The organism is Burkholderia sp. BCC1208 (assembly GCF_902833095.1).
Lineage (GTDB): Bacteria > Pseudomonadota > Gammaproteobacteria > Burkholderiales > Burkholderiaceae > Burkholderia.
Genome location: NZ_CADFDY010000005.1, coordinates 485070 through 511759 on the forward strand (window position 1 = coordinate 485070; position 26690 = coordinate 511759).

General features: G+C 67.3%; 27 protein-coding genes. 7 read left to right on the forward strand and 20 right to left on the reverse strand.

All coding sequences use genetic code 11. The features are described from left to right. Window positions 1-14: 14 nt before the first annotated feature. From HWX09_RS14940 to HWX09_RS14960, 5 genes are all read right to left on the reverse strand, one after another. Window positions 15-2285: a TonB-dependent hemoglobin/transferrin/lactoferrin family receptor gene (locus tag HWX09_RS14940; protein WP_027781609.1), complete on the reverse strand. Its 2271-nt coding sequence runs from the start codon at window positions 2283-2285 to the stop codon at window positions 15-17. 233 nt (window positions 2286-2518) lie between these two features. Further along, window positions 2519-2746 carry a hypothetical protein gene (locus tag HWX09_RS14945; RefSeq protein ID WP_027781608.1) on the reverse strand — a complete coding sequence of 76 codons (228 nt, stop codon included), beginning with the start codon at window positions 2744-2746 and terminating at the stop codon, window positions 2519-2521. A 186-nt stretch (window positions 2747-2932) separates the two neighbouring features. Then, window positions 2933-3316: a DUF6232 family protein gene (locus HWX09_RS14950; RefSeq protein ID WP_027781607.1), complete on the reverse strand. Its 384-nt coding sequence runs from the start codon at window positions 3314-3316 to the stop codon at window positions 2933-2935. Between the two features lie 124 nt (window positions 3317-3440). Beyond that, window positions 3441-3701, reverse strand: coding sequence for a DUF2866 domain-containing protein (locus tag HWX09_RS14955; protein ID WP_011548992.1), 261 nt, complete (start codon window positions 3699-3701; stop codon window positions 3441-3443). 218 nt (window positions 3702-3919) lie between these two features. Next, on the reverse strand, window positions 3920-5080 hold the full coding sequence (locus tag HWX09_RS14960) for a porin (protein ID WP_027781606.1): 1161 nt from the start codon (window positions 5078-5080) through the stop codon (window positions 3920-3922). A gap of 309 nt (window positions 5081-5389) precedes the next feature. Between HWX09_RS14960 and HWX09_RS14965 the strand changes: the two genes are divergently transcribed. Then, the gene (locus tag HWX09_RS14965; RefSeq protein WP_027781605.1) at window positions 5390-6196 is read left to right on the forward strand and encodes a MetQ/NlpA family ABC transporter substrate-binding protein; all 807 of its coding nucleotides are present in this window, start codon (window positions 5390-5392) and stop codon (window positions 6194-6196) included. 149 nt (window positions 6197-6345) lie between these two features. Here HWX09_RS14965 and HWX09_RS14970 read toward each other — a convergent pair whose 3' ends face one another. The 4 genes from HWX09_RS14970 to HWX09_RS14985 all read right to left on the reverse strand — a co-directional run bounded on the left by HWX09_RS14970 (window position 6346) and on the right by HWX09_RS14985 (window position 10628). Beyond that, a complete protein-coding gene (locus HWX09_RS14970) occupies window positions 6346-7461 on the reverse strand; it encodes a succinylglutamate desuccinylase/aspartoacylase family protein (protein WP_027781604.1) in 1116 nt (371 codons plus the stop codon). 223 nt (window positions 7462-7684) lie between these two features. Next, entirely contained in the window at window positions 7685-8467 is a 783-nt protein-coding gene (locus HWX09_RS14975) for an ABC transporter substrate-binding protein (protein WP_027781603.1), read from the reverse strand. 226 nt (window positions 8468-8693) lie between these two features. Continuing rightward, a complete protein-coding gene (locus HWX09_RS14980) occupies window positions 8694-9614 on the reverse strand; it encodes a LysR substrate-binding domain-containing protein (RefSeq protein ID WP_027781602.1) in 921 nt (306 codons plus the stop codon). 66 nt (window positions 9615-9680) lie between these two features. After that, the gene (locus HWX09_RS14985; protein WP_027781601.1) at window positions 9681-10628 is read right to left on the reverse strand and encodes a helix-turn-helix domain-containing protein; all 948 of its coding nucleotides are present in this window, start codon (window positions 10626-10628) and stop codon (window positions 9681-9683) included. Between the two features lie 107 nt (window positions 10629-10735). On the opposite strand from HWX09_RS14985, the gene HWX09_RS14990 reads away from it, so the two are divergent. Further along, window positions 10736-11044, forward strand: coding sequence for a DUF3817 domain-containing protein (locus tag HWX09_RS14990; protein WP_027781600.1), 309 nt, complete (start codon window positions 10736-10738; stop codon window positions 11042-11044). Continuing rightward, window positions 11041-11442: a CopD family protein gene (locus tag HWX09_RS14995; RefSeq protein WP_027781599.1), complete on the forward strand. Its 402-nt coding sequence runs from the start codon at window positions 11041-11043 to the stop codon at window positions 11440-11442. The genes HWX09_RS14990 and HWX09_RS14995 overlap by 4 nt, the downstream gene beginning before the upstream one ends. A gap of 202 nt (window positions 11443-11644) precedes the next feature. On the opposite strand, the gene HWX09_RS15000 is transcribed toward HWX09_RS14995, so the two are convergent. Both HWX09_RS15000 and HWX09_RS15005 read right to left on the reverse strand, forming a co-directional pair. Beyond that, a complete protein-coding gene (locus HWX09_RS15000) occupies window positions 11645-13033 on the reverse strand; it encodes an NCS2 family permease (protein ID WP_027781598.1) in 1389 nt (462 codons plus the stop codon). A 533-nt stretch (window positions 13034-13566) separates the two neighbouring features. Continuing rightward, entirely contained in the window at window positions 13567-14244 is a 678-nt protein-coding gene (locus tag HWX09_RS15005) for a TetR family transcriptional regulator (protein WP_027781597.1), read from the reverse strand. Window positions 14245-14293: 49 nt separating this feature from the next. Here HWX09_RS15005 and HWX09_RS15010 point away from each other — a divergent pair, with 49 nt between their 5' ends. Continuing rightward, on the forward strand, window positions 14294-14968 hold the full coding sequence (locus HWX09_RS15010) for an O-methyltransferase (RefSeq protein WP_027781596.1): 675 nt from the start codon (window positions 14294-14296) through the stop codon (window positions 14966-14968). Window positions 14969-15071: 103 nt separating this feature from the next. Here the strand turns inward: HWX09_RS15010 and HWX09_RS15015 are convergent, their stop codons facing one another. From HWX09_RS15015 to HWX09_RS15045, 7 genes are all read right to left on the reverse strand, one after another. Beyond that, window positions 15072-15590: a DUF3455 domain-containing protein gene (locus HWX09_RS15015; RefSeq protein ID WP_034185246.1), complete on the reverse strand. Its 519-nt coding sequence runs from the start codon at window positions 15588-15590 to the stop codon at window positions 15072-15074. 168 nt (window positions 15591-15758) lie between these two features. Beyond that, on the reverse strand, window positions 15759-16763 hold the full coding sequence (locus HWX09_RS15020; protein ID WP_027781594.1) for an aldo/keto reductase: 1005 nt from the start codon (window positions 16761-16763) through the stop codon (window positions 15759-15761). 20 nt (window positions 16764-16783) lie between these two features. Next, complete coding sequence (locus HWX09_RS15025; RefSeq protein WP_027781593.1) at window positions 16784-17899, reverse strand: alkene reductase; 1116 nt, start codon at window positions 17897-17899, stop codon at window positions 16784-16786. A 69-nt stretch (window positions 17900-17968) separates the two neighbouring features. Next, the gene (dkgB, locus tag HWX09_RS15030; RefSeq protein ID WP_027781592.1) at window positions 17969-18775 is read right to left on the reverse strand and encodes a 2,5-didehydrogluconate reductase DkgB; all 807 of its coding nucleotides are present in this window, start codon (window positions 18773-18775) and stop codon (window positions 17969-17971) included. A gap of 149 nt (window positions 18776-18924) precedes the next feature. Continuing rightward, entirely contained in the window at window positions 18925-19875 is a 951-nt protein-coding gene (locus tag HWX09_RS15035) for an LLM class oxidoreductase (protein ID WP_027781591.1), read from the reverse strand. 13 nt (window positions 19876-19888) lie between these two features. Continuing rightward, window positions 19889-20212 carry a hypothetical protein gene (locus HWX09_RS15040; protein WP_027781590.1) on the reverse strand — a complete coding sequence of 108 codons (324 nt, stop codon included), beginning with the start codon at window positions 20210-20212 and terminating at the stop codon, window positions 19889-19891. Between the two features lie 26 nt (window positions 20213-20238). Then, window positions 20239-21441 carry an MFS transporter gene (locus HWX09_RS15045; RefSeq protein ID WP_027781589.1) on the reverse strand — a complete coding sequence of 401 codons (1203 nt, stop codon included), beginning with the start codon at window positions 21439-21441 and terminating at the stop codon, window positions 20239-20241. A 102-nt stretch (window positions 21442-21543) separates the two neighbouring features. On the opposite strand from HWX09_RS15045, the gene HWX09_RS15050 reads away from it, so the two are divergent. Further along, window positions 21544-22485, forward strand: a complete 942-nt coding sequence (locus tag HWX09_RS15050) for a LysR family transcriptional regulator (RefSeq protein WP_027781588.1) — start codon at window positions 21544-21546, stop codon at window positions 22483-22485. Between the two features lie 70 nt (window positions 22486-22555). On the opposite strand, the gene zwf is transcribed toward HWX09_RS15050, so the two are convergent. Then, on the reverse strand, window positions 22556-24031 hold the full coding sequence (gene zwf, locus HWX09_RS15055; RefSeq protein ID WP_027781587.1) for a glucose-6-phosphate dehydrogenase: 1476 nt from the start codon (window positions 24029-24031) through the stop codon (window positions 22556-22558). A 198-nt stretch (window positions 24032-24229) separates the two neighbouring features. Between zwf and HWX09_RS15060 the strand changes: the two genes are divergently transcribed. Together HWX09_RS15060 and HWX09_RS15065 are read left to right on the forward strand one after the other, a co-directional pair. Continuing rightward, a complete protein-coding gene (locus HWX09_RS15060; protein WP_027781586.1) occupies window positions 24230-24808 on the forward strand; it encodes a TetR/AcrR family transcriptional regulator in 579 nt (192 codons plus the stop codon). 189 nt (window positions 24809-24997) lie between these two features. Then, window positions 24998-25873: an SDR family NAD(P)-dependent oxidoreductase gene (locus tag HWX09_RS15065; RefSeq protein WP_027781585.1), complete on the forward strand. Its 876-nt coding sequence runs from the start codon at window positions 24998-25000 to the stop codon at window positions 25871-25873. A gap of 131 nt (window positions 25874-26004) precedes the next feature. On the opposite strand, the gene HWX09_RS15070 is transcribed toward HWX09_RS15065, so the two are convergent. Then, complete coding sequence (locus tag HWX09_RS15070) at window positions 26005-26583, reverse strand: peroxidase-related enzyme (RefSeq protein WP_027781584.1); 579 nt, start codon at window positions 26581-26583, stop codon at window positions 26005-26007. Between the last annotated feature and the right edge of the window lie 107 nt (window positions 26584-26690).

Genomic DNA, 26690 nt, shown 5'->3' on the forward strand with positions numbered 1-26690 from the left:
GCGGGCAACGCGCATCAGAAATCCACTTTCATGCTGACGGCGACCGTGCGGCCGGGCGACGAATACGCGTCGAGCACCTGCGAATCGGCCGCGATGCCGCGCACGTCCGACCAGTTCCAGTATTTGCGGTCGAACAGGTTGCGGATGCCGATCGTCGCGCTCACGTGCTTGTTGAAGCGGTAGCCGCCGCGCAGGTCGACGACGAACGACGACGGCGGCGTGAAGCACGCCTTGTTCGAACAGTCGGACTTGTCGATGTCCTTGTCGCGTTTGGCGGCCTGGAACAGCAGGTCGGTCTGCACGAACCAGCGCTCGCTCGGCTCGTACCGCACGCCGAACACGGCCGAGAACGGGTTCACGGTGTCGAGCGGCTGGCTGGCCGCGCCGTCGTTCTGCGTCGAACCTTTCGTGAACGCCATCGCCGTCTTCAGCGTGATGCCGTTCGGCATCACCCATTCGGCGCGGCCTTCGAGGCCGTGGATGCGCGCGTCGGCGAAGTTCACGTACTGGAACACGAACGGGTCGACCGGCCGGCCGCTGCCGGCGATCGTCGTGCGCGAGATGAAGTTGCGGTAGCGGCCGGTGAACGCAGCGGCGCTGTAGCGCACGACGCCGTAGCCGGTGCCGGCCTTGCCGCGCAGGCCGGCTTCGAACGTGTCGCTGGTTTCGGGCTTCAGGTCCGGATTGCCGATCGACGTGTAGCCGTACACCGGATTCGAGAAGCTGCTGTTCACCTGGTCGGGAGTCGGCGCGCGGAAGCCGTGCGCGTACTGCACGTACGGAATGAGCGCGGGCGTGATCTCGTAGAGCACGGCGACGCGCGGCGACAGTTCGTTCGCGCTCGTCGACACGGCCTTGCCGGTGAACAGCGGATCGTTTCCGGTCGGGCTCAGCCGGTACGTGTCGAAGCGCAGGCCCGGCGTGACGAGCAGGCGGCCGTAGCCGATCTGGTCCTGCACGAATGCGCCGAACAGCGTGTAGTCGGTGTCGGGGAAGGCCTTGTTCGGGAACGCTTCGCCGACGCCCGGCACCGTGCCGTCGCGCATGTTCGTCACGCGCGACAGGCTGCCGTCCACGCCGTACAGCAGCTTGTGCGCGAGCGGGCCGGTCGCGAAGCCGCTTTCGGCGAACGCGGCGCCGCCGAACGTGCGTTCCTTGTACTGGTTGTCGCGCGAGCGCGATTTCAGCGGCGCGCCGCGTGTCTCGAACGCGTACTGGTCCTGCTTCGCGTCCTGGTAGTAGAACTGCACGTGCGCGGTCTGGAACCAGCGGAACGTGTCGTCGCGGAAGTCGTAGTCGGCGCTGAAGCGGTTGCGCTCGAGCCGGTCGTTCGTCGTGAGGCCGAGCGTCGTCGGCGGATTGATCGCGGAGAGCACGTCGGTGCTCACGCGCCGCTGCACCGTTTCCGCGGTGAGCTTGATCGTGTCGCGCGTGGTCGGCGTCAGCACGAGCTTGCCGAGCAGCGATTCCGAATAGACGTCCTGCGGGTTCGACGTCGTGCGCAGCGTGCTCGCCGAGTTGTTGCCGCCGCGCGTGTCGACCTCGTGGCCGCGCCGTCCGTCGGCGATGATCATCCCCTGGATGCGATCGTTGCCGCCCGCGGCCGACACGGTCGCGCCGATGCTGCGGTCGGCCGAGTCGTAGCTCGGCCGGAACGAGAAGTAATGGGGTTTGTCGTAGATCGACAGCAGGTCGCGCGGATCCTTCGTGATGAAGTTCACCGCGCCGGTCAGGCCGTCGCTTCCATAGAGCGCCGACGCCGGCCCGCGCAGGATCTCGATGCGCTTGAGCGTGTCGAGATCGGCGTAGTCGCCGCGACCCGCTTCGAGCGGCCCGAACGAGAACGCGTTCGGCAGGCGGATGCCGTCTTCCATCAGCAGCACGCGATTGCCTTCGAGGCCGCGGATGTTGATGCTCGAATCGCCGTCGCGGCCGCCGCCGAGCGCGGCGGTGCCGGGCCGGTACGCGGTGCGGCGCACCGTGATGCCGGGCTCGTAGCGCAGCGCGTCCTTGATGTTGGTGGCCTGCTGCTCCTCGAGATCGTCGTCGGTGATCACCGACACGGACGCCGCCGTGCGGCTCGCCGCGGTGGCGGTGCGAGTGGCCGTGACGGTGACGGGGTCGAGCAGCGCCGCATCGCCGCGCGTGGACGCGGCGGTCAGGACGGCAGCAGGCGGGGTGGCGCCTTGCGGCGACGATTCGGCGTGAGCCGTGGCGACGGACAGGCCGAACGCGCCGAACAGCGCGGCACAGATCGGCCGCCGCGCCAGCGTATAGCAATGCACAGGTGGTCTCCCATTGACGATAACGAGCCCGAAGGCTGGCTGGGTGACGCGTTCACCTGGCTGGCCCGTTTGCGCGCGGCATGCGGCAAACGGCGATGTGAAAGGCAACTGACAACTTTACCAGTGTAAATGAGAATTATTATCAATACAAGGGCGCAAAGCGGCCCATGCGAGTAAGCGCTCGCATGCACGGCTTGCGCGAGCCGGGGGCGGAAATTCGGGAGAAACGGGGCCTACGCCAGCGCTTCGATGCGAATCAGCAGATTGCGCGCATGCGCGATGAACGCATCGTGTGTCGCGCGATCGCTGTGGCTTTCGATACCGGCCTGTTCGGCGAACGCGATCTGTTCGGTGTAGAGGTCGACGAGCGCACGGCGCTCGTCAAGGGGAAGCGCGCGGATCATCGACACGAGCAGCAGTTCCTGCGCGCGAAGCATGCCGGACAGCGATTGGACGTTCATGCCGACCTCCTCGGACGATGCGGCGGCGGGCCGCTCTTTCCATACTAGGCGGTCGGCGTGCGCAATGGAGGCGAGGTGCGTGCGTGACGGCGGGCGGCCGTGATTCGACGCGAAGGCTTCACGAGCCGACACGCGCCGCGCTCTTGCAGCCCGCGCGAAACGCCACGGGCACGGATGCAGGCGAAATCAGCCGCCGGCGGTGACGGCCTGCGCGTCGCGCACGACCTGCGCGACGCGTTCGACGAACTCGGCGTCGACGCTCGACAGCGCTTCGCGCTTGCCGTCGGGCATCTCGACCATCAGGCGATACGTGATGTCCTGCGTGGCCCAGGCGAGATAGCCGACGACGGCGAGCATCACGCCGACCACCAGCGCGGCGCTCGATGCGCCGATGCCGCCGGCGACGGCGATGGCCGCGCCGATCAGCGAGATCAGCGACGGCACGAGACGGTTCTTCGGAATCTTGACGACGTCGACGCGGCGGATGTCACGCAGGGCGAATACCTGCCCGGCGGCCGACAGGCCGTTGCGCGTGACCATGACGCCACGTTCGTTGAATGCGTTTTCCATCGTGTGTTGCGTGGACGAAAACGCGCAGCGTAGCAGGTTTCGTTGCCGCGTCAAACGAGACCGACTGCCGCACGATGCGTGCGGCGCGGCCGAAAGACGGGAAGCGGGGGGAGCGGAACCGCGTTCAGAACTGCAGCCGGCCGTCGCCGTACAGCCGGCCCGGCACGTGCGACGCGACGACTTCGGCGATCTCTTCGTCGGTCGATTCGGCCGGCACGATCTGGCGCCGCGCGGGGGCGTCGAGATGCATCGTCCATTCGACGAGGCGATACGGGCGGCCCCAGGGGCGCTGCATTTCAACCGAGACGCGGCAGCTCTGGACCGGCAGCGAGTGTTGGCACGTCAGAATCGCGTGCAGATGGCTGAAAACGGTATCTTCGATCATCATGGCCTCCGATCCTGTCTTGTGGGCAATCGATGGCGGCGCCGTCGGCGTTTAAAAAAAAAGCCGCCGATGCTCAGGCGGCCAACAGGGGGGGTGAGAGCATCCTCTCAGCCCAGAATTAAGCGAAACTTAAAAGCCCATAAAAAAGCGCCCCGCGTGGAGCGGGGCGCTTCTCGCCGTCGTGATCCGCGCGTTGAGCGGACCGTCAAGCGGATGCTTTAGAACTTGTGACGGATACCGACGCGAGCGGCCAGCTGGTTCGACGAACCGTTGCCCGACGTGTTGAAGTAGCTCGTGCTCGAACCGATCTGCGCCTGCACGTTGTTGCCCGATGCCTTCTGGTAGACGACGAGGCCGTACACGTCCGTACGCTTGCTGAGCGCGTAGTCGAGGCCCAGGTCGCCCTGGTTCCAGTGCGCCGAGCTGCCGCTTTGCGTGGCGTTCGTGTACGTGTAGCCGGCTGCTGCCGACAGGGCCGGCGTGATCGCGTACTTCAGGCCTGCTTCGTATGCGTTGTAGAACGTGCCCGATGCGCCGCTCGCGAGCGGGGTGAACTGCGTGCGCGTCCACAGCAGCCATGCGGTCGCCGGGCCGAAGATGTAGCGGCCGCCGACGCCATACGTGCGCAGGTCGCGGATGTTGCCCGTGCTGATGTTCGCGATCGTCGTCGAGAACGCCGGCGTCGACTGGCTCGGGAAGCGGATGTCCGTGTACGCGGCGCCGATGGCGAACGGGCCGTTCGCGTAGTTCAGGCCGAAGCTGTATGCGCGCGACGAGCCTGCCGTCGTCGTCGTGCCCGACGTCGTGGCCGGTGCGCCGGCGAAGTCGGTCGAGTTCGAGAAGCCGTACAACGCGCCGAACGTGAAGCCGGCGTAGTTCGCGCTCTGGAACTTCACCGAGTTGTTGATGCGGCTCGACGTGAGCTGGTCGACGTCGTTCACGTGGTACGCGTAGTTACCGCCGATCGTGTTGCCGCCCGTCGAGTAGTTCGAGCCGAGGATGTCGGTCGAGAACGAGTACTGGCGGCCGAACGTGACCGTGCCGTATTGCGACTGGCTCAGGCCGACGTAAGCCTGACGGCCGAAGATCGCGCCGCCCTGGCCGATCGTGCCGTTGCCGCTGTTGAAGCCGTTTTCGAGCACGAAGATCGCCTTCAGGCCGCCACCGAGGTCTTCGGTGCCGCGCAGGCCCCAACGGCTGCCCTGGGCAACGCCGTCGTCATACTTGAACAGCTTGCTGCTGCCGCCCGCAGCGTTCTTGCTGTGGTTCACATAGCTGATACCGGCGTCGATCACGCCGTACAGGGTCACGCTGCTTTGCGCGTGCGCCGCGCCGGCCGTTGCTGCGAGGATGGCGATGGTCAACAGTTTCTTGTTCAAAGGATTCTCCGAGCGAATAAATGGCGTGTCCAGTTGCGGTTCCGGCGCACTCTGTGGGCGCGTTCACGGACCGGCGCAACTTTATCGGCGGGCCACGTAATGAATATGACAGCGTCTGTCATATGAAGAATGTGTGGTGCCGATGCGACACTGGATTCTGCCCGGTTGCCTAGCCCGGAGTTATACCGATTTCGGCAGTTGTTTGATCCAGCGCCGTAATATGCACATGAAATAAGCTTGGTTGATGGCGTTCGGGCTCCGTGCCACGATCCGTGCTCCAACAAACGACACGGGACAAGAGGACACCCCATGCGACATTCGATCCTGACCGGCCTCGGCGCACTTGCCGCCGCGCTGGCATTCGCCGCGCCCGGCGCGCACGCCGACCCGCAAACGCTGAAGATCGGCACGATGAGCGGCCCCGACGCGCAGATCTGGACCGAAGTGACGAAGGTCGCCGCGCGCGAAGGCCTCGCGATCAAGGTCATCGAATTCAACGACTACGTGCAGCCGAACGCGGCGCTCGATGCCGGCGATCTCGATGCGAACGGCTTCCAGCACCAGCCGTTCCTCGACAGCCAGATCAAGCAGCGCGGCTACAGGATCGTCAACGTCGGGCTCACCTATACCGCCCCGATGGGCTTCTATTCGAAGAAGCTCAAGTCGCTGAAGGATTTGCCGGTCGGCGCGAAGGTCGGGATCCAGAACGATCCGTCGAACGGCAACCGCGCGCTGTTGCTGCTGCAGAAGTACGGGGTGATCAAGCTGAAGGCCGGCGCCGGCACGAACGGCGTGAACGCGACGCCGCTCGACGTCGCCGAGAATCCGAAGAAGATCAGGATCGTCGAACTCGACGCCGCGCAACTGCCGCGCGCGCTGCCCGACGTCGATGCCGCGTCGATCAACACCGACTACGCGGTCAAGGCCGGGCTCACGCCGGTGAAGGATGCGATCGCGATCGAGGATCTGCGCGGGCCGTACGCGAACCTGATCGCGGTGCGCGCGCAGGACAAGGACAAGCCGTGGGTGAAGAAGCTCGTCGCGGCCTATGAATCGGACGACGTGCGCAAGTTCATCGACCAGAAGTTCGGTGGTGCGATCGTGCCCGCGTTCTGAACGGTTTTCGCGCGCGTCGGCCGGCCGCCGATCGCCGGCCGCCGGCGCGCGTTCCGGAAAGCAAATCGCCCGCGCAAGCGGGCGATTTCGTTGGTGCATGCGACCGCATGCGAACCGCGGTAGGTCCGGCGCGCGGGCCGCGCGCGGGCTCAGGCGGACAGCAGCGAACCGGTGCGGATCGCGGTCGCGCCGGCGATGCGCGCGACTTCCATGCCGGCCGTCGCGAAGCGCACGATCTGGCGCGCGTACAGCACGCCCGACACGCTGCTCTTCAGCGTGACGACGCGATCGGTCAACGGATCGACGATGTCGGCCACGGCCTGGCCTGCCTCGATCATCACGCCGACCGGCGTACGGAACACGATCACGCCCGATACGGGCGCGACGAGCGGATCGGTGCCCGCGAGCGGCGTGGCAGGGTGCGCGAGCGGCGGCAGCGGCGCCGGCGTGCCTTCGACGACGCCGCGCTCGGTCAGGTATTCGACGATCGCCTGCGCATCCTTTTCGGCGAACTCGTACGACACGTCGCGTTCGCTGCGCAGTTCCACCGTGACGGAAATCGCGCCGTTCGGGATCGGGAAGCGGTCGCCGAAGCGGTTGCGCAGATCCGACCAGCAGAAACTGTGGATTTCGTCGAACGGGTTGCCGACCGAATTCAGCGCGAGCAGCGACGCTTGGGCATCGAGATAGCGCGCCAGCGGCTCGACGTCCGGCCACAGATCGGGATTCGTGTAGAGATGCATCACCGCATCGCTGTCGCAGTGCAGGTCGAGCACGATATCGGCGTCGAACGACAGCTTCTGCAGCGCGAGGCGCTGCGAGTCGAGTTCGGTGCGCGGCTTCTGTTCGTCGAGCGCTTCGCGCATCGCGGTGCGCACGACGGCGAGATTGCGCTGCGCGTCGCTCGTGAGGCGGTCTTCGACGCGCGGCAGCACGAGCGCCGCGAGATCGTAGAAATTGCGGTTGAAGTTCTGCATCGAGCCGAGCTCGAAGCGGCCGAGATGATCGCCGAACACGTGTTGCGACAGGCCGATCGGATTGGGCACGGGCACGACGACGACTTCGCCCAGCAGCTTGCCGGCGGCCTCGAGCGCGGCGATCTTGCGGCGCAGCAGCGTGGCGACCAGCATGCCGGGCAGCTCGTCCGCGTGCAGCGACGACTGGATGTAGACTTTCTTGCCGCCGCGCGGGCCGTAATGGAAGCTGGTGATCCGGCGTTCGGTGCCGACGGCGGGGGAAATCAGCGGATGGGTCTGCGTTTGCATGATGAGGGAAGTGCGGCGCAGCCGCGAATGATCCGTGTGCGAGGAAGATCGATTGTACGTTGCCTTTCTCGCCGCCATCAAACCGGCGCCAGAACGCGCGGTTTTCCGTTGAGAATCATCAGGTTGGCGCGGAAAAAAAACGTCGCCCGCGCCGCGCGCAAAAAAAACGGGCTCCTCGCGGAGCCCGTTCCCATCGCGCCGAATCGCGCGTCTGTCGGCCGGATTACTTGCCGTAGACGTCGAAATCGAAGTACTTCTTCGCGAGCTTGTCGTACGTGCCGTCCTTGCGCATGCCGGCAATCGCGCCGTCGATCTTCGCCTTCAGGTCGGTGTCTTCCTTGCGCAGGCCGATACCGGCGCCGTTGCCGAGCGTCTTCGGATCGTCGATGTCCTTGCCGGCGAAGTCGAAGTTCGCGCCGCGCGGCGTCTTCAGGAAGCCGATCTCGGCTTGCACCGCGTCCTGCAGCGCGCCGTCCAGACGGCCGGAGATCAGGTCGGCGTAGACCTGGTCCTGGTTCTGGTAAGGCACGACGTTCACGCCCTTCGATGCCCAATACGTCTTCGCGTAGGTTTCCTGGATCGTGCCCTGCTCGACGCCGACGGTCTTGCCCTTCAGCGATTCGGCCGTCGGCATCAGGCCGGCACCCTTCTTCGTGACGAGGCGCGTCGGCGTGTTGAACAGCTTCGCCGAGAACGCGATCTGTTCCTGACGCGCCGGCGTCATCGACATCGACGACAGCACGCCGTCGAACTTGCGGGCCTTCAGCGCCGGGATCATCCCGTCGAAGTCGTTTTCGATCCACACGCACTTGGCGTTCATGCGGCGGCAGATTTCGTTGCCCAGATCGACGTCGAAGCCGACCACCTTGCCGTCAGCGCCTTTCGATTCGAAAGGCGGGTAGCTTGCGTCGACGCCGAACCGCACGGTCGTCCAGTCTTTCGCGTACGCGCTGCCGGCCGATACGGCGAGCAGGGCCACGGTCACAGCCGCAAGAATCTTTTTCACTCGGTGACTCCTCGTTTTGTTCGATGGGTGCGCGGTTGTGCCGCGCCGTAAGCCTTCGGCCCGCCGCGGCTTCGCGTCGGACAGTCCGTTTCGCCCGCCCGATGGGGGCGCGCGACGTGCGCAAGATTATCAAGACAAAATACCGGCAGGGCGCCTAGGACAAGCCCCGATACCGGGCCCGGCGGCGGCGCGTCGGGTGCGCCGCCGTTTCACACACAGGAACGGTTCAGCCGAGCGTTTCGTTGACCGCGCGCTGCAGGCACGTGACGAAGTGCGAGACGGCCGGCGTGGGCAGCAGGTCGCGCCGCGCGATGATCGACAGGTCGAAGCGCGGCATGCTTTCGTCGAGTTCGGCCGTGCGGATGCCGAGCGGCGCGACCATCGCGGCGAGCGGGCGCGTGAAGCAGCCGATCACGTCCGAGCGCGCGACGAGCCCCAGCGTCACCGCGAACGACATCGGCGAGCGCAGCAAACGCTTCGGCAGCGGCAGCCCGTGCGCCTCGAACATCCCGACCATCACGCTGTGCGGAAATTGCTCGGCGCCGACGGTGACGATCCACTCGGCGTCGAGCAGTTCCTCTAACCGGCGCGCATGGGCGAGCGGGTGGCCGTCGCGCATCACGATCGTGAATTCGGTCGACAGCAGCGGCAATTGCGTGAAATCGCGGTCGAGCGCCGGCACATGGTGCATCGCAGCGATGTCGAGCGTGCCGTTGCGCAACTGCGCGAGCGCGTCGGGCACCGTCACTTCCACGAGATGCAGGCTGACGTTCGGCATCGACCCGCGGAACGCCGTCACCGCGCGCGGCAACGCGGTCAGCGCGATCGACGGCATCGTGCCGACCGCGACGCGCCCCGACATCTCGCCTTTCACCTGCTCGACCGCCTCGACCGTGCGGCGGATGTCGCCGAGCAACTGCTCGGCGCGCGGCAGCAGCGCCTCGCCGCAGGCGGTCAGCTCGACGCCGCGCACGCTGCGTGCGAGCAGCTCCGCGTTGAGCGCGGTTTCGAGCTCGCGGATCGTGTGCGTGATCGCCGGCTGCGTGACGCCGAGCTCGCGGGCGGCGGCGCGCAGGCTCTTGAGGTGCGCGGCGGAGACGAACGCCTGGAGCTGCGCCATGTTCAACGGGTTGCGGATGCGGGTCATCGATAGGGTCCGGGTGGCGCGAAAGGGGGCGGCGGATTGATGCTTCAGGGGTGATCCCGACGCACGTCACGCATCGGCGCGCGCGCGGAACGCCTGCCGATAACGCTGCGGCGATGTGCCGACGATGCGCGCGAAGCGTTCGCGAAACGCGGTGACCGAACCGAACCCGGCTTCCGTCGCCACATGTTCGATCGACAGCTCGGTCACCTCCAGCAACTGCTGCGCATGCCTGACACGTACGATCTGCAGCCATTGCCCCGGCGACGTGCCCGTCTGCTCCCGGAAGCGCCGCGTCAGCGTGCGCACGCTGGTCGACGCCTTGCGCGCGATCGCGTCGAGCGTCAGCGGCTTGCGCAGGTTGGCCTGCAGCCAGTCCATCAGGTCGTGCAGTCCGTCGCCGCCGGCCGGCCATTCGGGCGCGATGAACTGCGCCTGCCCGCCTTCGCGCACGCGCGGCGCCACCGCGCTGCGGGCGGCGTCGACGGCGACCGCCGCGCCATAGTCGGCCTGGATCATGTGCAGGCATAGATCGAGGCCGGCCGCCGCGCCGGCCGACGTCAGGATCCGGCCGTTGTCGACGAACAGCACGTTCGGGTCGACGTCGACGTTCGGGTAGCGGCGCGCGAGTTCGGCGGCCGCGAGCCAGTGCGTCGTCGCGCGCAGGCCGTCGAGCAGCCCGGCTTCCGCGAGCACGAACGCGCCACTGCAGATCGACGCGATCCGGCACCCGCGCGCGGCCGCCGCGCGCAGCGCGTCGAGCACGCGGCGCGACGTGGGCGCGAGCGGCACCGACGTGCCGGGCACCATGATCGTATCGGCGTCGGCCAGCGCATCGAGACGAAAAGGCGGGCGCAGCTCGAACAGGTCGCCGCCGACGCGCGGCTGCTCGCTGCACACGCGCACGCGGTACGCGGGCGCGACGTCGGGCGCCCGCACGCGCGCGAACGTGTCGCATGCGACGCCCAGATCGAACGGGACGACATCGGGCAACACAAGAACGGCGACCGTATGCATGGCGGGTGCGGCCGTGGCCGGAATCCGTTGAAAGATGTCATTCTAGCCAATGGCTGGAACCTGCACCACACGCGACAATCGCGGCGGACCCACCTGGAGCCCTGCCGATGAAACAAGACGATCGCAACGCGTTGCGGAACCTGCAATACCTGTCGTTGATGGAGGCCACCACGCTCGTCGTGCTGGTGTGCGTGGCCGTGCCGCTCAAGCATCTGGCCGGGTATCCGGTCGCGGTATCGATCATGGGCCCGGTGCACGGCATCGCGTTCGTCATGTACGTATGGGCCGTGGTCGGCACCGCATCGAGCGGGCTGTGGAGCAGGGGCGAGGTCGCACGGCTCGTGCTGTCGGCCGTCGTGCCGTTCGCGGGGCTGGCGAGCGCCGGCTGGATCGCGCGCAGGCGGCACGCGCGATGATCTACCTGGTGCTGAAGGCCGTGCACCTGGTCGCCGTCGTCACGTTCGTCGGCGGGTTGCTGTTGTCGTCCGTCGCGGTCCGTATTGCGAACCTCGCCGTGCATCGCGCGGTGCGGCGCTGGGATCGTACGGTGACGTCGCCCGCGCTCGCGATCGTCTGGATCGCCGGCATCGCGCTCGCGCTGAGCGGTCACTGGTTCGGCGCCGCGTGGCTGTCGGTGAAGCTCGCGCTCGTCGCCGCGCTGTCGGTGCTGCACGGAATCCTGGCCGGTACGCTGCGGCGCATGGAGCGCGACGATCTCGTCGTCATGCCGGCGCCATGGCTCGGGCAGGCGGCGAGCGCGGTGATCGTCGCGACCGCGCTCGTCGTCGGGCTGGCCGTGATCAAGCCGTTCTGACGGTCAACTCCGCGATCGCGGCACCGGGCGCGAGTGGCATCGCGCCGTTTTCGCGAAGCATGTCACGGGGCGCCGCTCGGACAAAAAAAGCCTGGAAACTTGCGTTCCCAGGCCTGGAGACCATCAACGACGATGGTGGAGGAGACGATCTCGTCTCGATGCGCGTCGCCCTTGTGCCGGCGACGTCGCGCATGTCTCGCGATCAGATGGCCCAGCCGCCGAGGTAGAACGTGACGAGCACGGCCGCGATGAGCACGGTGCCGACGTTGAGCTTGCGGAATTCGCCGCTGGCGATGCGGCCGATCACGAGCGTCGAGAAGCCGAGCATGATGCCCGTCACGATGTTCGCGGTCAGCACGATGAACACCGCGCACACGAGGCCCGACATCGCGTCGACCATGTCGTCCATGTGCAGCTTGCTCACGCTGCCGAGCATCAGCAGGCCGACGTACATCAGCGCCGGTGCGGTGGCGTACGACGGCACGAGGCCCGCGAGCGGCGAGAAGAACATCACGACGAGGAACAGCAGGCCGACCACGGCTGCCGCGAGGCCCGTCTTCGCGCCCGCGGCCACGCCGACGCTCGACTCGATGTAGGCCGCCGCCGGCGCGCCGCCGAGGAAGCCGGAGAAGATCGAGCTGATCGAATCGGCGGTCAGCGCGCGGCCGCCGTTGATGATGCGGCCGTTCTCGTCGAGTTGGCCCGCCTGCCCGGCGACCGCGCGGATCGTGCCGGTCGCGTCGAACACGGCGGTCATCACCAGCGCCAGCACGCTCGGCAGCACGGCCATCGACAGCGCGCCCTTGATGTCCATCGCGCCGATCAGCGACGCATGGCCCGGTGCGCTCAGCGACGGCAGCGCGAAGATGCCGTGGTACTTCACGGCCGGATCGAACACGAGGCCGAACAGCGAGATCGCGATCACGACGAGCAGGATGCCGCCCGGTACGCGACGTTTTTCGAGGCCGAAGATCGCGGCGAGACCGACGACCGACATGATGACCGGGAACGCGGTGACCTGGCCGAGCGAGACCGGCAGGCCGGCGCCCGGGTTCTTGATCACGAGGCCGACGTCGTTCGATGCGATCAGCAGCAGGAACAGGCCGATGCCGATCCCCGTGCCGTGCGCGACGCCCGCGGGCAGGTTGCGCAGGATCCACGAACGCACGCCGGTGACCGAGATGCCGGTAAACACGAGGCCCATCAGGAACACGGCGCCGAGCGCGACCGTCGGAGACAGCCCCTTGCCGAGCACGAGGCCGAACGCGGTGAACGCGGTCAGCGAGATCGCGCAGCCGATCGCGATCGGCAGCTTCGCCCACAGGCCCATCAGCAGCGAGCCGAACGCGGTGGTGAGACACACCGCGACGAACACGGCGCTCGTGTCGAAACCGGCCTTGCCGAACATGCCGGGCACGACGAACACGGAATAGACCATCGCGAGGAAGGTGGTCACGCCGGCAATGATTTCGCGACGCTGCGTGCTGCCGCGCGACGAAATGCCGAAGTACCGGTCGATGACTCCCTGGGTGCCAAAGTCAGTTTCTTGCGCGCCGACGCCGACCGTCGGCTGCACCGGGGTATCACTCATGAGCTTGCTCCTTTATCAGCATGCTGAAACGGTCCGTAGCGAACCGTCGTCAGGGTGTCTCGTATCTGGTTGGGATTGTTCGGCAACGTCGTGGAGACGAATGACGCGCGATGCGTGTCGTTACGTGCGAATCGAAACGAGCGCGAGGGTGTCGCGTCGGACGACGCGTGGTGTGGTCGACCCCGTCACGTGTGCTTTGCCGTAGCGAAGGTTAGGCGAGCCGCCCATCACGTCCCATCGGGGGAAGAGCATGCAGCGCATGTCGCAGCGCTTATATCGGCGTGCAACGGGGCTCCGTCGCGCCGACACGCGTGTATACGCCTAGTTCGAATCCGTTAAGGCGACTATTTGAAGGCAGGGTCGGCGGGCGGGGAAGCGGGCGACGCATGGAATATTACGAACGGCTTTCGAGGCGACCGGGACGGCCGGTGCGAACGGCGGCGGGTGACGGGATTCGCGGCCGCGCGCCTCTGCCATCTGCATCCGGACGATACGGCTGGCGCGCGTGCGCGGTTTCCGTACGGGCGCGGGCCTCAATCGTGTGCGAGATGCGCGAGATACGCGCAGAACATGTCGGCCATCGCGGCCGAGTAGGCGTCGATTTCCGCCGGCGTGCGCGCTGTCTCGGAGAACGCCTTGCCGCCCGTCGTGAGCGTCGTCAAGATCAGCTCACACGCGAGCGCATGCGTGGCGTCCGATACGTCGGGCAGCGCTTCGCGAATGAACGCGTTGAACACCCGGTTGCCCTCGGCCTTCACTTCGTGCGCCTCCGGGGCGTCCCGATAGAGCGGCGCGGCATCGTCGAGGGCGATGCGCATCGGCGCCTCGTCGCATTCCGAACGGATGAACGCGTGGACGGCGGTGCGCAGCCGCTCGGGCGGCGTCTTCCGCGTGTCCTGCAGCATCCCGCACAGCATGGCGTGCGTCTGCCGCCACTCGTCGTGCTGGAGCCGGAACAGCACGGACGCCTTGTTCGGGAAGTACTGGTACAGCGAGCCCACGCTCACGCCGGCCCGCTCGGCGACGCGCGCCATCGTGAAGCGCTGCGCGCCTTCGCTCGCCAAAACCTGAATAGCCGCCTGGAGGACGTCCTCGACGAGACGGTTCGAGCGCGCCTGCCGAGGCTGCTTGCGCGTGGCAATCGGGGTGTTTCGGCGGTCGGTCATGAGCGGTTTGCCAATGCGAATAGTAAAACCTGAATAGTTCGTCATATTCTAGTTGTGTGCAACGACGCACTCAAACCCGATACTGGAGATTCGCATGACCACCCTGATGCTCGACCCGCTGGCTTCGCTGCTGGCGCGCCTGTTCGACGAAGCCGACGCGTCGTCGCCCGCGACGAGCCCCGACTTCGCCAACGTGTCGCGCGACGAGCAAGCGCGGCTGATGCGCAGCAAGACGGACTACGCCGATCTGTATGCGCGCCTGAAGGACTATCCGCTCGCCGTGTCGCGCGAGACGGGCACGCTGCTGTACATGCTCGCGCGCAGCAGCGGCGCCAACGCAATCGTCGAATTCGGCACGTCGTTCGGCATTTCGACGCTGCATCTCGCGGCCGCGCTGCGCGACAACGGAGGCGGGCGGCTGATCACGAGCGAGTTCGAGCCGTCGAAGGTCGTGCGCGCGCACGCGAACCTGGCGGCGGCCGGATTGGCCGATCTCGTGGAGATTCGCGAAGGCGATGCGCTGCGCACGCTGGCCGCCGGCCTTCCGGATTCGGTCGACCTGCTGCTGCTCGACGGGGCGAAGGCGCTGTACCCGGAGATTCTCGCGCTGGTCGAGCCGCGGCTCAGGGCGGGGGCGTTCGTCGTGGCAGACAACGCGGAATACAGCCCCGACTATCTTGCTTACGTGCGTGCGCCGGAAAACGGCTATCTGTCGGTGCCGTTCGGCGGCGACGTCGAATTGTCGATGCGGACGGGCCGAACGGCTTGAACGAGCGTGTCGGCGGTTTTACGCTCCCGTGCCTGAAATATAGGAAAGCTGAATAACAGACGAGTTGCCATGATGACGCTCGATGCTTACGGCGCCGCGCGTGTCACTTCAGGAACACATATCGCGCGAAGTACGGAAAGCGGCCGACCGCATGCTCGGTCGCGCACGTCGCCGCCGGCGGCATGCCGCCCGCTGTATCGAGCCGCTGCACGAAGCGCACGCCAGCCAGCGTACCGGTTGCGGCCGGCGTCGCGGCGAGCAGCAGTTGCGCAATGCTGCCCGGCCGTGTGCCAGGCGCTTCCGCAAGCTTCTTGCCGGTGATACGGCTGCCGTCGAGTGCTTCCCACGACGGTCCCGCGCCGTGCCGGACGACGAGTGTGCCGCCGGCGTCGAACAGCATTGCCTCCGGGCGCTGGAATGTCCACGCGAGCCGGTGTTCGTGGTCGTACTCGCATGCGTAGATCTGCACGCCAGTCGCGGTCGTCGACAGCACGGGCGTCGCAGGCTCGGGCGGCACGAGACCGGCCGCATCGTCGGCATGAGCCGGCAACGTGAAGGCCGCGAAGGAAAGGCCTGCCGCGAGAGCCGGCAGCATGTCGCGTTTCGGAGAGCGGCTTGGCATGGCGGGGCGTCCTTTCAGGTCGGGTGGGTCGGGCGGAGTCGATCCGGTAAACCCTAGACGCCGATTGCGCAGGCTGCAATTCGGAAATGGCAATCGCGGCGATAGTCGCCGCGATTGCGACCGAATGGTTATGCGCGCCGCTCGTCGCGGCGCTCGCCTGGAAGCGCGTCAGGCCGCGCCGGCCGGCGTCGGCGCGTGTTCCGCGATCAGGCGCTCGGCCTTCAGTACTTGCCACAGTTCGGACGGAATCGGCACCGCGGCCAGCCGCAGGTTCTCGTCGATGCGATCGGGCCGGCTCGCGCCGGGGATCACGGCCGCGACGGCCGGATGCGCGAGCGAGAACTGCAGCGCCACCGCGCGGACGTCCACGCCGAAGCGTTCGCCGATCTGCCGGATGCGCGCGACGCGATCGAGCATTTCCTGCGTCGCCGGCTGATACTCGAAGTGGGTGCCGCCGGCGAGCACGCCGGAATTGTACGGACCGCCGACGATGATGCCGAGCCCGCGCGCGACGCTTTCCGGCATCAGCCGTTGGAGCGCGCCCGCATGATCGAGCAGCGTGTAGCGGCCTGCGAGCAGGAAGCCGTCGGGATCGGAGCGCTCGAGTGCGAGCTCGCACGCCTCGACGCGGTTCACGCCGAGGCCCCAGCCCTTGATGACCTTCTCGTCGCGCAGCCGCGTGAGTGCCCTGGCCGCGCCCGACATCGCGACGTCGAACACGTCGAGCCAGCGCTCGCCGTGGAAGTCGATGGCCGGATCGTGGATCCACACGGTGTCGAGCCGGTCGGTGCGCAGCCGCTCGAGGCTCGCTTCGATCGAGCGCAGCGTGCCGTCCTCGGTGTAGTCGTAGACGATCTTGTTCGGCAGACCATGGCGGAACAGGCCGCCCTTTTCGCCGAGATCGCGTTGCGACGCGTCCTCGTGTTCGTCGAGGACCAGCCGGCCGACCTTCGTGCCGAGCGCATAGTCGTCGCGCGGACGGCCCGCGAGCGCTTCGCCGAGGCGCAGCTCGGCGAGGCCAGCGCCATATAGCGGCGCGGCGTCGAAGTAGCGGATACCGCTTTCCCAGGCCGCGTCGACCGTGGCCAGTGCTTCTTCGTGGGGAATGTCGCGATACATGTTGCCCAGCGGCGCCGTGCCGAAACCCAGGCGGGAAGGAAGCGTGATTCTCATGTCGGATTCCTGGGGATCGTTCACGCGGCAGCTTGCGCGAGCATCGGGTAGTCGGTCAGGCCGTGGGCGCCGCCGCCGAACAGCGTGTCGCGATCGTGCGTCGCGAGCGCGGCGCCGATGCGCAGGCGCTCGGGCAGGTCGGGGTTCGCGACGAACGGGCGGCCGAATGCGACGAGGTCGGCCCAGCCGGCGGCGATCGCTTCGCGTGCGCGCTCGGCGGTGTACGCGCCGGCATAGATCAGCACGCCCGGGTACGCGGCGCGCAATTGCTGCTTGAAGGCGACCGGCATCAGCGGCGCGTCGTCCCAGTCGGCTTCCGCGATGTGCAGGTAGCCGACGCCGAGTTCGCCGAGCAGCTTCGCGGCGGCGAGGTAGGTCGTTTCCGGATCGTCGTCGACGCAGCCGTTCAGCGTGGTCAGCGGTGCGAGACGGATGCCGACGCGCGATGCGTCGCCGGTGCCGTCGATCAGCGCCTGCGTGACTTCGCGCAGGAAGCGCAGCCGGTTTTCCAGCGAGCCGCCGTACGCGTCGGTGCGCGTGTTCGCGTTCGAGTCGATGAACTGGTTCACGAGATAGCCGTTCGCGCCGTGCAGCTCGACGCCGTCGAAGCCGGCTTCGATCGCATGGCGCGCGGCGGCGCGGTACTGATCGACGATCTCGCGGATTTCGTCGATCGACAGCGCGCGCGGCTCGGATGCCTGCACGAAGCCCGGCGTGCTGCCGTCTTCGCCGGCGATGAACACGTTCACGCCCTTCGCCTGGAGCGGCGACGACGACACCGGTTGCGCGCCGCCGAGCAGGCTCGTGTGGCTCAGCCGGCCGACGTGCCACAGCTGCGCGAAGATGCGGCCGTGCGCGGCATGCACGGCGTCCGTCACCTTGCGCCAGCCGGCGATTTGCGACGGCGTATGAATGCCGGGCGTCCAGGCGTAGCCCTTGCCGAGCGGCGCGATGTAGGTGCCTTCGCTGACGATCAGGCCCGCACTCGCGCGCTGCGCGTAGTACGCGGCCATCAGTTCGTTGGCTTCGTCGCCGGGCTGGGTCGCGCGCGAGCGCGTCATCGGCGGCATCACGATGCGGTTCGGCAGCGTCAGCGCGCCGAGTCGCAGCGGTTGGAAAAGCGGGTCACGGGTCATGCTGGTGTCCTGTCGGTGCCGCGGCCGGCGGGCCGCGGGCGGGTCATATCGAATAAGGGCGCGGCGCGCTCAGTCCCACTTCGGCGCGAGGCCGGCCGGGTCGACTTCGCGGCCATTGCGTTCGAGCGCGGCGATCTGCGCCATGTCTTCGTCGGTCAGGCGCAGCGTCTGCGCGAGCAGGTTGCTCGCTAGGTTCTCGCGCTTGGTCGACGACGGAATCACCGAGTAACCGAGTTGCAGCGCCCATACGAGTGCGACTTGCGCCGGCGTCGCGTCGCGACGCCGCGCGATCGCGCCGATCACCGGGTCGCCGAGCACCTTGCCGTACGCGAGCGTCATGTACGACGTCACGTGGATGCCTTCGGCATTCAGGAACTCGACCAGCTTGCGGTTCTGCAGGTACGGGCTCAGCTCGATCTGGTTCGTCGCGATCGCGTCCTTGCCGACGGCCGCGATCGCTTCCTTCGTCAGTTCGATGTTGAAGTTCGAGATGCCGATCTGGCGCGTGAGTCCCTTCGCCTTCGCATCGGCCAGCGCGGTCATGAACGCGTCGATCGACACGCCGTTGCCCGGGGCCGGCCAGTGGATCAGCGTCAGGTCGACATGGTCGGTGCGCAGCTTGCGCAGGCTTTCCTCGAGGCTGGCCGCCAGCTTGTCCGGTGCGTAGTTGTCGACCCAGATCTTCGTCGTGAGGAACAGCTCTTCGCGGCGTACGCCCGATGCGGCGATCGCTTCGCCGACTTCGGCTTCGTTGCCGTAGATCTGCGCGGTGTCGATCGCGCGGTAGCCGACTTCGAGGCCGTTGCGGACCGAGTCGATGACGACCTGGCCTTGCAGGCGGAACGTACCGAGGCCGAATGCGGGAATCTTGCTCATCATGTGCTCCTGGGAGAGGGGAACGGTTGCGGTATGCGAGTCATTCTGGCGCGTGATACTGATGAAATAAACGCCTTTAGATGCCAAAGATATTTGATTTGAAGTCAAATATTGAACGTATCGCGGGCGCGTGCGGGCCGTGGCCGGTCTTATGCGGCGTGCGCCTGCGGATTCTTTTTCGGATGGAACGCGGGCAGCACGTCCGCCGCGATCTCGGCCATCGTCTCGTCGAGCGGCCGCCGGTTGCGGCGGAAATGCAGGCCGATGTGCCGCACGCCCGCGTCGCGCATCGCCGCGAGTTCCTCCGTCAGCGCGACGCGTCCCGCCCGGGCGCCGAAGCGGTGCCGCTGCAGCGGTTCGTGCGGATCTTCCGCGAGGTCGAGGTGGATGAAGCTCACGTACGGCTTGTCGCCGGCCACCGCACGCCAGTTCGCGGCGCGCTGCAGGTGATCGGCCGGCGTGCCCGGATACGCGAGGCAGCCGTCCATGTGTTCGCCGATCCACGCGGGCGTCTGCTGCGCGAGGCCCGCGACGAGCAGCGGCACCGGCGAACGGGCGGCGGGCAGCACTTCCAGGCCGGGCGGCAGATGTCCGCGCGCGCCGTCGCGCAGCAGCGCGATCTGGTCGCGGAAGTTCGCGCCGCGCGTGGCGAAGTCGCGGCCGAACAGCGGATATTCGACCGGCCGGTCGCCGCTCGCGACGCCGAGCAGCAGGCGCCCGCCGCTCAATTCCTGGATCGTCGCGGCCGATTTCAGCGTGAGCAGCGGTTCGCGCAGCGGCAGCACGACGGCCGCGGTGCCGAGCAGGATGTCGCGCGTGACACCGGCGAGGTAGCCGAGATACGAGAACGTTTCGAACACCTGCGCGGCGTCGCCGAACGACGGGTCGTACACCGGCACGTCGCGCACCCAGAGCGCGCGGAAACCGAGCGTGTCGGCCAGTTGCGCGAGTTCCGCGTGAATTTCCAGATCGGGCACGCCGGGGTGGCGGCCGTCATGCCGGCGTTTCGCGTTGCCGGACGCGGTCCAGTCGTTGTCGAGCGGCAGTTCGATGCCGATGCTGAAGCCGCCGTCGGCGAGCGTGTCGAGTGAAGTGGACATGGTCGGGCTCCGTTCAGACCGCGCGCAGGCTGCCGTCGAGCCGGTAGAAATCGAGCGACGACGCAGTGAAGAACGAGCGCGACGTGCCGGCGGCGAAATCGTCGATATGCACGACGGTGGCGCGATCGGCTTCCTGCCACGAGATCGCGTACGTCTCGCCGGCGACGGGCTGCCACGTGTATTCGACTTCGCCCTTCGCGCCCGCGTACGGGCCTTCGGTGATCTCGTAGCGCATGTGGCGGCCGTCTTCGTCGTACGCGTTGAGCGCGGTGAGGCCGTCGTAACGGACTTCGAAAGTCTTGCCGGCGAACGGCGGACGTGGGGTCGATGCGTTCATGCTGGTGGCTCCTGCAAAGGTGACGTTCAATGGGCGAGTTCGACGGGTTCGGCCGTGCGTTCGGGCAGCCCGTGGCGGCGGTCGAGACGGCCGCTCAACGCGGTGAGCGCGAATGCGCCGAGCGTGACGGCGGCGGCGATCCACGGCGTGTGGCCGAGGCCGACGTTCGCGACGATCAGGCCGCCGAGCGACGACCCGCCGGCCACGCCGAGGTTGAAGGCGGCGATGTTGAAGCCCGATGCGACGTCGGTGGCGTCCGGCGCGAAGTGGCGCGCCTGCTTGACGACGTACACCTGCAGCCCCGGCACGTTGCCGAACGCCACGGCGCCCCACGCGAGCATCGTCAGCACCGCGAGCCATTTCACGTGGATCGTGAAGGTCAGCGCGAGCAGCACGATCGCGAGCAGCAGGAAGATCCGCTTGAGCGCCTTCACGGGGCCGACGGCGTCCGCGAGCTTGCCGCCCCACACGTTGCCGACCGCGACCGATACGCCGTAGCCGACGAGCACGAGGCTGACCTGCGACGGCGTGAAGCCGGCGATCTGTTCGAGCAGCGGCGCCATGTACGTGAATGCGATCAGCGAACCGCCGTAACCGACCGCGGTCATCGCATAGACGAGCAGCAGGCGCGGCTGGGCCAGCACGCGCAACTGGCGGGCGAGCGGCGCCGGCGGCGTTTGCGGCAGCCCGCGCGGCACGAATGCGACCGCGCCGAGGAACGCGACGAGGCCGAACAGCGCGACGATCAGGAACGTCGCGCGCCAGCCGAAGTGCTGGCCGATGAAGGTGCCGAGCGGAATGCCGGCGACGAACGCGACGGTCATGCCGCTGAACATCGTCGCGATCGCGCTCGCGGCCTTGTCCTTCGGCACGAGCGTGGTCGCGATGATCGAGCCGACCGAGAAGAACACGCCGTGCGCGAGGCCGGTGAGGACGCGCGCGACGATCAGCGATTCGTAGCCCGGCGCCTGCCACGCGACGAGGTTGCCGACGGTGAAGAGCGCCATCAGCCCGGCGAGCAGCGCCTTGCGCGGCACGCGGCCGGTGAGCGCGGTGAGGAGCGGCGCGCCGATGGCGACGCTCAGTGCATACAGGCTGACGAGCAGGCCGGCGGACGGCAGGCTGACGCCGAGGTCGGCACCGATCGTCGGAATCAGCCCGACGATCACGAATTCGGTGGTGCCGATGGCAAAGGCGCTGATGGTCAGCGCAAGCAACGCGAGTGGCATGACGGGATCCGGGTTTTCAGTGGGAACGGATCGCAGTGTGCCGGCTTTACTTTTGCTGAAAAACTGGTCTATAAACCAAATTGTTTTGATTTCAAATCAATAATGAAGATCACCCTCGACGAACTCCAGGCCTTTGCCGCCGTGGTGGACACCGGTTCGATCACGGCCGCCGCCCAGCAACTCGACCTCACCGTGTCGGCGACGAGCCGCACGCTCGCACGGCTCGAGGAGAAGCTGAAGACCACGCTGCTGCGCCGGACCACGCGCCGGCTCGAGTTGACCGAGGAAGGGCGCGCATTCCTGCAGAACGCGCGCGCGATCATCGAATCGGTCGAGAACGCGGAAGAGCAGATGCTCGCGCGGCGCGAGATGCCGTCCGGGCGCCTGCGCGTCGACGCCGCGACGCCGTTCATGCTGCACGTGATCGTGCCGCTCGTGCGCGGCTACCGCGAACGCTTTCCGAAGGTCGACCTGGAACTGAACAGCAACGAGGGCATCATCGACCTGCTGGAGCGGCGCACCGACGTCGCGATCCGGATCGGCCGGCTGAAGGATTCGACGCTGCACAGCCGGCGCATCGGCAGCAGCCGGGTGCGGATCCTTGCGAGCCCCGCCTACATCGAAGCGCACGGCCAGCCGCGCAAGGTCGAGGATCTCGCGAAGCACACGCTGCTCGGCTTCACGCAGCCCGAATCGCTGAACGTATGGCCGATCCTCGGCACGGACGGCGAGCCCTACCGCATCGAGCCCGGCGTCTGGTCGTCGAGCGGCGAGACGCTGCGGCAGCTCGCGCTGGAGGGCACCGGCGTCGTGTGCCTGTCGGATTTCGTGACCGCGCAGGATCGCGAGGCCGGGCGGCTCGTGCAGGTGCTCGCGCGGCAGACGCTCGAGGTCGAGCAGCCGATCAACGCGGTGTATTACCGGAACACCGCGATCTCGTCGCGGATCGCATCGTTCGTCGATTACCTGATCGAGGTGCTCGGCGCCGGAAGCGCCGGCGATGCGCCGGCGCGGCGCAAGCCGACGTGGCTGCTGTCGCAGTAGCGGCGTAGCGCAGGCGGCGCTGCCCTTCGGGAACGGGCGTGCCGCGCGGCGGCACGCCGTCGGGTTGCGATTACGCCTCTTCGGCCCACGACATCCCGTCGCGCGCGAGCAGCGCCGACGAAGCCGCCGGCCCGAACGTACCGGCCGTGTACAGCCGCGGCCGGTCGCCGAGCTGCTTCCAGCCGTCGAGGATCGGCTCGACCCACGACCATGCGGCTTCGAGCTCGTCGCGGCGCATGAAGTGCGTGAGGCGGCCGCGGATCACGTCGATCAGCAGCCGTTCGTACGCTTCCGCGCGCCGCTCCGGAATCGCCTGCTGCAGGTCGAGGTTCAGGCTCACGGGCACCATGTTCATCCCGCTGCCCGGCTCCTTCGCGAGCATCTGCAGCTGGATCGACTCTTCCGGCTGAAGCTGGATCACGAGGCGGTTGCTGTAATGGCGCGGGCCGGTCGGGATGATCGAGAACGGCATGTCCGCGAACTCGATCACGATTTCCGACTGGCGGCGCTGCAGCCGCTTGCCGGTGCGCAGGAAGAACGGCACGTTCGCCCAGCGCCAGTTGTTGATGTGCGCGCGCAGCGCGACGAAGGTTTCCGCGCGGCTGTCCGCCGGTACGTTGTCTTCCTCGAGATAGCCCTTGACCGGCTGGCCGTCGACCGCGCCGGCCGTGTACTGGCCGCGCACCGTGTCGCGCGCGACGTCCGACAGCGCCATCGGCCGCAGCGAGCGCAGCACCTTCAGCTTCTCGTCGCGCACCGCGTCCGGGTCGAGCGACACGGGCGGCTCCATCGCGACGATGCACAGCAGTTGCAGCAGGTGGTTCTGCACCATGTCGCGCAGCGCGCCGGTGTGGTCGTAGAAGCCCGCGCGGCTGCCGACGCCGACCGTTTCCGCGACCGTGATCTGCACGCTGCGGATGCTCGGCGCCTGCCACAGCGGCCCGAAGATCGGGTTGCCGAAGCGCAGCACCATCAGGTTCTGCACGGTTTCCTTGCCGAGATAGTGGTCGATCCGGTAGATCTGCGATTCCTCGAAGTGCTTGCCGACCGCATCGTTGATCGCCTTCGCGGACGCGAGATCGTGGCCCAGCGGCTTTTCGAGGACGACGCGCGAGTGCGCGTCGACGAGGTGCGCGGCCGACAGATTGTCGCAGATCGTCGTGAACAGCTCCGGCGACGTCGACAGGTAGAACACGCGGATCGCGTCGCCGCGCGCCGCTTCGGCGAGCCGCAGGTAGTCGTCCGGCGCGTTCACGTCGATCAGCACGTACTTGAACAGGTCGAGGAAGCGGCTCCACGCGTCGGCATCGAACGCCTTCTCGTCGATGAACGGGCGCGACTGCTCGTCCATGAACTTGCGATAGCCGTCGATGCCCCAGTCGCGGCGGCCGACGGCGATGATGCGCGTCTCGGGCGGAAGATTGCAGTGCAGGTGCGCCATGTACAGCGCGGGCAACAGCTTGCGGGCGGCCAGGTCGCCGCCGCCGCCGAAGATGATCATGTCGACAGGCCGGTCGGCCGCGGTCTGGGAAGGCTGATTCGTCATGGGAGGTTCGCGGTTTGAAACGATGAACGTGAAACGAACGTCGAGGCATCGGGCACCGGATGGCCGGCGCCGGTACGGCAAAACGCAATAGTGCACCGTTTTGATGGATTGCGTATGCGTTCCCCCGGATGTAACAGGGCTTGCATTCCTCCTTTTCGCTCCATTATGATTGAGCGCTCACTCATTAAAGGAATCAACGTGGCCCGACCGCGCAGTCCCGACAAGCACGAAGCCATCCTCGCCGCGGCCGCGCGTGCGCTCGCCGAGGACGGCCCGAGCGCGACGACCGCGCGCATCGCGAGGCTCGCCGGCGTGGCGGAAGGGACGGTGTTCACGTACTTCGAGACCAAGGACGCGTTGCTGAACGCGCTGTACCTGAGCCTGAAGGCCGACATGCGCGACGCGATGATGACCGGGTTTCCGGAACATGCGCCGGCCGAGCGGGCCCTGCGGCATGCGTGGAATGGCTATGTGTCGTGGGGCGTCGCGAATCCGGACGGCCGGCGCGCGTTGCGGCAGTTGGGCGTGAGCGGGCGCATCGACGACGCGCATCGCGCGGCCGGCTCGGAAGGCTTCGGCGGGATCGGCGCGTTGCTGCGCGAGCAGGTCGCCGCGTCGGGCGCGCTGAACCGCGACGAAGCGCATGCGTTCTGCTCGGCGTTGTTTACGTCGATCGCGGAAACCGCGATGGAGTCGATCGCACGCGATCCGGCGCGGGCCGATGCCTACCGGGAAGCGGGGTTTCGCGCGCTGTGGGCCGTGTTGCACGCGGTGTGAGCGTGACGCGAACGATGTGACGGAAGGGTTTGGCCGTCGTGGCGGCATAGGCGGTGCGTGTGCCGCACGACGGAAGGCAGGACGGTTTCAGGCAGGGCGATACAGGTCGGCTAGGATCGATACGTCGCCCATATTAATGAGTGAGTAATCATTCATTTTCATCGTTTTATCGTGATCAAGGAGCGGAAAATGTCGAAAGTCTGGTTGGTAACGGGGGCCGCACGCGGCCTGGGGCGAGCGATTTCGGAAGCGGTGCTGGCAGCGGGCGACCGGCTGGTGGCCGGCGCGCGCGATCCGGCGCGGCTGGCCGATCTGGCCGAGCGTCATGGCGACCGGGTGCTGCCGGTCGAGCTGGACGTCACCGACGAAGCGGCGGCCGCGCAGGCCGTCGCGGCGGCACGCGCCGCGTTCGGCCGCATCGACGTGCTGGTGAACAACGCGGGCTACGGCCATACGGCACCGTTCGAGCAGACGGGCGCCGACGTCTTCCGCGACCAGATCGAAACGAACCTGTTCGGCGTGATCAACCTGACGCGCGCGGTGCTGCCGACGATGCGCACGCAGCGCGCCGGGCACATCTTCCAGGTGTCGTCGGTCGGCGGGCGCTCGGCGACGCCCGGATTGTCGGCGTACCAAGCCGCGAAGTGGGCGGTCGGCGGATTCAGCGACGTGCTCGCGAAGGAAGTCGCGCCGTTCGGCGTGCGCGTGTGCACGCTCGAACCGGGCGGGATGCGTACCGAATGGGCCGCGCAGGCGAAGCGCGGCCTCGACGATCTGCTGCCCGACTATCGGCCGTCGGTCGGGAAGATTCTCGACCTGCTCGGCGCGTACGGTGGCCACGAGGTCGGCGATCCCGCCCGGATCGCGGCGCTGATCGTCGAGTTGTCGCGCCGCGACGACGTGCCGCTGCGCTTGCTGCTCGGCGGCGATGCGCTGTTCGTCTGCGAGCAGGCGGAGCGGCAGCGCGCGGAAGAGGCGGCGCGGTGGCGCGATGCGACGCTGTCCACGCAGTTTCCGGATGCGACGCTGCCGGAAGGGCTGCACGCGTTGAAGCAGGTCGAGTAGGCGCGAGGCCGCGGCGCGCGGCGGCGGTGTGCCGCGTTGATGTTGCGCCGGGGCGCGCGGCGGTCGGTCGAAGAGGGGCGCGTGTACGCCCGGATCGCCGAGCCGTCGCCGCTGCCGTTGCCGTCGCGCGCTCAGCGTCCCAGCGCGTAAAACTCCGCGTTGGGGCGCATGTTCGTCACGTTCGCGATGCGGTTCGACATCCCGAAGAACGCCGAAATCGCCGCGATGTCCCACACGTCCTCCTCGGTGAAGCCGTGCGTTTTCAGCGTGTCGAAATCAGCTTCGCCCACTTGATGCGCGGCCTGCGACACCTTCATCGCGAAGTCCAGCATCGCCTTCTGTCGCGCGGTGATGTCGGCCTTGCGGTAGTTGGTCGCGACCTGGTCGGCGATCAGCGGGTCCTTCGCGCGAATGCGCAGGATCGCACCGTGCGCGATCACGCAGTACTGACACTGGTTCACGGCGCTGGTAGCCACGACGATCATTTCCCGTTCGGCCTTGGTGAGGTTGCCCGGCTTGTCCATCAGCGCGTCGTGGTACGCCATGAATGCGCGAAACTCGTCCGGGCGATGCGCGAGGGTGAGGAACACGTTCGGGATGAAGCCCGACTTTTCCTGGACGGCCGAGATGCGTTCGCGAATGTCGTCGGGCAGGTCTTCGAGCGCCGGCACCGGGAAGCGGCTGACGGGCGCGTTGTCTGAAGCGATCATGAGGTCTATATGAACGCGTCCCGTTTGCAACAGTTTTCTCGTGTTTCGACGGACAGGATGGGCTGCAGCTCTATATCCGGCCTTGATGCAGCTGGTGCAGCCGCTGC

Excerpts from the sequence above, each read along its gene's own strand:
- HWX09_RS14945 (WP_027781608.1), bottom strand. The coding sequence starts at position 2,746 with ATGAACGTCCAATCGCTGTCCGGCATGCTTCGCGCGCAGGAACTGCTG.
- HWX09_RS14950 (WP_027781607.1), bottom strand. The coding sequence starts at position 3,316 with ATGGAAAACGCATTCAACGAACGTGGCGTCATGGTCACGCGCAACGGC.
- HWX09_RS14955 (WP_011548992.1), bottom strand. The coding sequence starts at position 3,701 with ATGATCGAAGATACCGTTTTCAGCCATCTGCACGCGATTCTGACGTGC.
- HWX09_RS14965 (WP_027781605.1), top strand. The coding sequence starts at position 5,390 with ATGCGACATTCGATCCTGACCGGCCTCGGCGCACTTGCCGCCGCGCTG.
- HWX09_RS14970 (WP_027781604.1), bottom strand. The coding sequence starts at position 7,461 with ATGCAAACGCAGACCCATCCGCTGATTTCCCCCGCCGTCGGCACCGAA.
- HWX09_RS14980 (WP_027781602.1), bottom strand. The coding sequence starts at position 9,614 with ATGACCCGCATCCGCAACCCGTTGAACATGGCGCAGCTCCAGGCGTTC.
- HWX09_RS14985 (WP_027781601.1), bottom strand. The coding sequence starts at position 10,628 with ATGCATACGGTCGCCGTTCTTGTGTTGCCCGATGTCGTCCCGTTCGAT.
- HWX09_RS14990 (WP_027781600.1), top strand. The coding sequence starts at position 10,736 with ATGAAACAAGACGATCGCAACGCGTTGCGGAACCTGCAATACCTGTCG.
- HWX09_RS14995 (WP_027781599.1), top strand. The coding sequence starts at position 11,041 with ATGATCTACCTGGTGCTGAAGGCCGTGCACCTGGTCGCCGTCGTCACG.
- HWX09_RS15000 (WP_027781598.1), bottom strand. The coding sequence starts at position 13,033 with ATGAGTGATACCCCGGTGCAGCCGACGGTCGGCGTCGGCGCGCAAGAA.
- HWX09_RS15005 (WP_027781597.1), bottom strand. The coding sequence starts at position 14,244 with ATGACGAACTATTCAGGTTTTACTATTCGCATTGGCAAACCGCTCATG.
- HWX09_RS15010 (WP_027781596.1), top strand. The coding sequence starts at position 14,294 with ATGACCACCCTGATGCTCGACCCGCTGGCTTCGCTGCTGGCGCGCCTG.
- HWX09_RS15015 (WP_034185246.1), bottom strand. The coding sequence starts at position 15,590 with ATGCCAAGCCGCTCTCCGAAACGCGACATGCTGCCGGCTCTCGCGGCA.
- HWX09_RS15020 (WP_027781594.1), bottom strand. The coding sequence starts at position 16,763 with ATGAGAATCACGCTTCCTTCCCGCCTGGGTTTCGGCACGGCGCCGCTG.
- HWX09_RS15025 (WP_027781593.1), bottom strand. The coding sequence starts at position 17,899 with ATGACCCGTGACCCGCTTTTCCAACCGCTGCGACTCGGCGCGCTGACG.
- dkgB (WP_027781592.1), bottom strand. The coding sequence starts at position 18,775 with ATGAGCAAGATTCCCGCATTCGGCCTCGGTACGTTCCGCCTGCAAGGC.
- HWX09_RS15035 (WP_027781591.1), bottom strand. The coding sequence starts at position 19,875 with ATGTCCACTTCACTCGACACGCTCGCCGACGGCGGCTTCAGCATCGGC.
- HWX09_RS15040 (WP_027781590.1), bottom strand. The coding sequence starts at position 20,212 with ATGAACGCATCGACCCCACGTCCGCCGTTCGCCGGCAAGACTTTCGAA.
- HWX09_RS15045 (WP_027781589.1), bottom strand. The coding sequence starts at position 21,441 with ATGCCACTCGCGTTGCTTGCGCTGACCATCAGCGCCTTTGCCATCGGC.
- HWX09_RS15050 (WP_027781588.1), top strand. The coding sequence starts at position 21,544 with ATGAAGATCACCCTCGACGAACTCCAGGCCTTTGCCGCCGTGGTGGAC.
- zwf (WP_027781587.1), bottom strand. The coding sequence starts at position 24,031 with ATGACGAATCAGCCTTCCCAGACCGCGGCCGACCGGCCTGTCGACATG.
- HWX09_RS15065 (WP_027781585.1), top strand. The coding sequence starts at position 24,998 with ATGTCGAAAGTCTGGTTGGTAACGGGGGCCGCACGCGGCCTGGGGCGA.
- HWX09_RS15070 (WP_027781584.1), bottom strand. The coding sequence starts at position 26,583 with ATGATCGCTTCAGACAACGCGCCCGTCAGCCGCTTCCCGGTGCCGGCG.